4 protein-coding genes are annotated in these 3,199 nt (G+C 72.1%); 2 read left to right on the top strand and 2 right to left on the bottom strand.

The window, feature by feature from the left end; genetic code table 11:
* On the bottom strand, positions 1 to 502 hold a 502-nt coding region (locus tag AB0O00_RS33645), incomplete at its 3' end, for a DUF6542 domain-containing protein (protein WP_363658322.1).
* Positions 503 to 772: 270 nt separating this feature from the next.
* On the opposite strand from AB0O00_RS33645, the gene AB0O00_RS33640 reads away from it, so the two are divergent.
* Both AB0O00_RS33640 and AB0O00_RS33635 read left to right on the top strand, forming a co-directional pair.
* Complete coding sequence (locus AB0O00_RS33640) at positions 773 to 979, top strand: antitoxin (RefSeq protein ID WP_363658320.1); 207 nt, start codon at positions 773 to 775, stop codon at positions 977 to 979.
* 259 nt (positions 980 to 1,238) lie between these two features.
* Positions 1,239 to 1,727 carry a lytic transglycosylase domain-containing protein gene (locus AB0O00_RS33635; RefSeq protein WP_363658318.1) on the top strand — a complete coding sequence of 163 codons (489 nt, stop codon included), beginning with the start codon at positions 1,239 to 1,241 and terminating at the stop codon, positions 1,725 to 1,727.
* Between the two features lie 180 nt (positions 1,728 to 1,907).
* Here AB0O00_RS33635 and galE read toward each other — a convergent pair whose 3' ends face one another.
* Positions 1,908 to 2,930: a UDP-glucose 4-epimerase GalE gene (gene galE / locus AB0O00_RS33630; RefSeq protein ID WP_363658316.1), complete on the bottom strand. Its 1,023-nt coding sequence runs from the start codon at positions 2,928 to 2,930 to the stop codon at positions 1,908 to 1,910.
* Between the last annotated feature and the right edge of the window lie 269 nt (positions 2,931 to 3,199).

The following is a 3,199-nucleotide window of genomic DNA, read 5'->3' as shown; positions in this document are numbered from 1 at the left end:
CCACGAGCGCCGCCGCCACCGCCGCCGCCATCACCGGGAACGCCCCGACGACCCAGCGCAGCGCGCCGGTGCCGAGCTGCTTGGTGCTCTGGTACTTGTCACCGTTGAACACGTACTCCGCGACCGAGGCCGTGACCAGCACCACAAGCGGCGCGGCGGTCACCACCCACCACCGGCCCGCCCGGCTGCACAGCACGGCCGCGAGCGCCGTCCCGAGGACCGCGGCCACAGCGAAGCAGATGCCGACGCCCGGGCCGCCCAGCTCGTCCGCGACCGCACCGACCAGCGGCAGGCCGACCGCCAGCGCGACCGCCGCCAGGCTCCCGCGCTTCTGCGCCTGCTGCTTGCGGCGCGCGGCCGCACCCGCGCGCTGGCCCCGCGCGCCGCGCGCCGAGGCCGGCTCGCCCGTACCCGCCGGGCGGGACCGCTGTGCCGGAACGGCGGCGTCGTCGGGGCGCGGCCCGGCATCCTGGTACGGCGTTCTCGCCCGCTGCCCGGCCATGCGCACTTCCCTCGATCGTTTCGGCTGCCGCGACGCGAGCGCGCCGCTCTGCGTGCCGGGACGCGGTCCGTCCAGGCAGCGGTTCCCGCTTCTACAGGGTCGTAGAAACGGGACTGGAGCATACAAACCCATTTCAGCAAAGTCACCCGCCGCGCTCCGCACCGGCGGCCCGCCGGGTGGCCGTCGCTAGGATGGTCATGATCCGAACGATCATGCCCCCCGCCACGTCGGCACCATTACAGGAACGCATCAGAGGAGCAGAGCGTCACCATGTTTGAGAGTCTGAGGAACCTCGCGGACAAGGCCACCGACCTCGCCCGCGAGCACAGCGACGTGATCGGACAGGGTCTGGACAAGGTCGGCGACGCCATCGACGACCGCACGGACGGCAAGTACAGCGGCCACATCGACACCGGCGTCGAGAAGGCCAAGGACTTCCTCCGCAACCTCGACGGCGAGCAGAAGCCGGGCGAGTAGCACCCGCCCGACACGCGTCCGCCCGTACGGGCGTCGAACGTATTTCCTGACGAACGGGGAGGGGACGGCAACGGTGAGCGAAGAACGGAACGGACCGCGCTGGGGGCGCTGGATCGCCGTCGGCCTCGTGGTAGCCGCCGGCTGGGGCATGATCCGCGGCGGCGACCACCCGGGCTCTCCGTCCGCCTCGCCGTCCCCTTCGTCTTCCTCTTCCTCTTCGTCTGCTTCATCGCCTTCATCGCCTCCTGCGGCGTCCCCCTTGCGGGACTACGACCCCGCCGACTACGCGAAGCCCGTCCGCGAGTTCGCGGCCCAGGCGGGCGTGAACCCGCAGCTCGTGATGGCGATCCTCTACAACGAGTCCTACAAGCCGCACGACCCCGACCTCGAACGGGCCTGGCAGCGCAGCAAGCCCGACGCCTCCTTCGGCATCGCCAACATGCACCGAGCCGCGTTCGACGACACCAAGCAGGGCCGCCCCTTCGCCGCCCGCCGCTGGGAAGAGCTCCCCGACGACCGCGACCTCGCCGTCCAGGCCGAGTCCTGGCACCTGCGCGACCTCGCCGACCAGCTCCCCGCCAAGCCCGCCGCCCCCTACACCCGCGACGAACTCCTCGCCCTCGGCTACAACACCGGCGCCGCCAACATGCTCGCCTTCGCCCGCGGCGCGAAACCCGGCTCCCAGGCCCAGTCGTACCTCGACCGCCTCCACGACAACTGGCAGAAGTCGGCAGACGCGGTGAAGTAGGGGCCCTCGCGGGGGCGGGGTTGGGAGTGGGGCTGTCGGGCCCGGCCCAAGCCCGCGGGCGCGGCGCAGGTAGGAGGCCCTCGCGGGGGCCGGGGTTGGGGGGTGGGGCTGTCGGGCCCGGCCCAAGCCCGCGGGTGCGGTGAAGTGGTCCGGCGGGCCTGGGCGTTCAGCCCCGGGTTGTCAGGGGGTGCCGGTGGTGAGGTGGGTGGTCCACTTGGTGCGCCAGGCGAGGGCGTCGGTGACGGCTTCGGTGATGGTGCGGCGCGGGGTCCAGCCGAGGAGGGATTCGGCGGTGTCGATGGCGGCGTAGCAGCCGATGACGTCGCCGGGGCGGGGGCCGGCCTCGCGGATGTCGAGGCGGGTGCCGACCGCGGTTTCGAAGGCGGCGACGAGTTCGCGGACGGTGGTGCCCTCGCCGGTGCCGATGTTGACGACGCGGTAGCGTTCGGCTGCGGCCGGGGCGATCACCTCGTCGAAGCGCAGGAGGGCCGCCACGTGGGCGTCGGCGACGTCCTGGACGTGGATGTAGTCGCGGATGCCGGAGCCGTCGCGGGTCGCCCAGTCCGTGCCGGTGACGGTGAACGGGGTGCCGTCGCCGTGGGCCTCGATCAGCTTGCCGAGGGCGTGCGAGGGGTGGAGGTCCTGGAGGCCGGTGCGCAGCTGCGGGTCGGCGCCGATCGGGTTGAAGTACCGCAGGGTGATGACGCGTTGGTCCTCGGCGCCCTCGCCGCGGGTCCAGTCCTGGAGGATGCCTTCCATCATCTGCTTGGTGCGCGCGTAGGGGCTCTGGGCGTCGACGGCGCAGGTCTCGTCGACGCGGCCGTCCGGGGTGGGTGCGTAGATGGAGGCCGAGCTGCTGAAGACGACGCGGGTGCAGTGGTGGCGCTGGAGGGAGTCGAGGAGTTCGACGGTCTTGGCGACGTTCTCCCGGTAGTAGTACAGCGGTTTGGCCACCGATTCCGGGACGACGATCCGGGCCGCGCAGTGCAGCGTGGCGTCGATATCGGGGTGTTCGGCGAAGACGCGGTCGAGGAGTTCGGCGTCGGCGATGTCGCCCTGGTAGAAGATGCGGTCCTCGACGAACTCGGCGCGGCCGTTGGAGAGGTCGTCGAGCACGACGGGGGTCACTCCCCGGTCGAGCAGCGTGGATGCGACCGTGCTGCCGATGTATCCCGCCCCGCCGGTGATGAGGACCTTCTTCATAGGCCGTGCTCCCTTTCGTCCGTCCGACCGCCGGGTGGCGGCCGGTCTTGAGAGCATGGACGGCGGTACGGAGCGGATGGTTCCACCACGTACCGAAGAGGCAAGGGTCAGCGGCGGACGCGGACGCGGAGCCAGTAGCCGACGGCGACGAGGATGACGGCCGCGGCGGCGGTGCCGATGGCGGCCCAGGTGGTCGCGTCGGACGTCGTCTCGTGCGCGACCTCGGCGGGAGCGGCGGGCGCCGCGATGGTGGTGGGGGCCGCGCTGCC

It is taken from the genome of Kitasatospora sp. NPDC093558 (genome assembly GCF_040683475.1).
In the GTDB taxonomy this organism is placed as follows: domain Bacteria; phylum Actinomycetota; class Actinomycetes; order Streptomycetales; family Streptomycetaceae; genus Kitasatospora.
The sequence above is the reverse complement of the archived record's forward strand: the minus strand, read 5'-3'. Positions and strand labels throughout refer to the sequence as shown.

What these genes read in the sequence shown, in the direction of transcription:
- AB0O00_RS33640 (WP_363658320.1), top strand. Translation starts at nt 773, where the DNA reads ATGTTTGAGAGTCTGAGGAACCTCGCGGACAAGGCCACCGACCTCGCC.
- galE (WP_363658316.1), bottom strand. Translation starts at nt 2,930, where the DNA reads ATGAAGAAGGTCCTCATCACCGGCGGGGCGGGATACATCGGCAGCACG.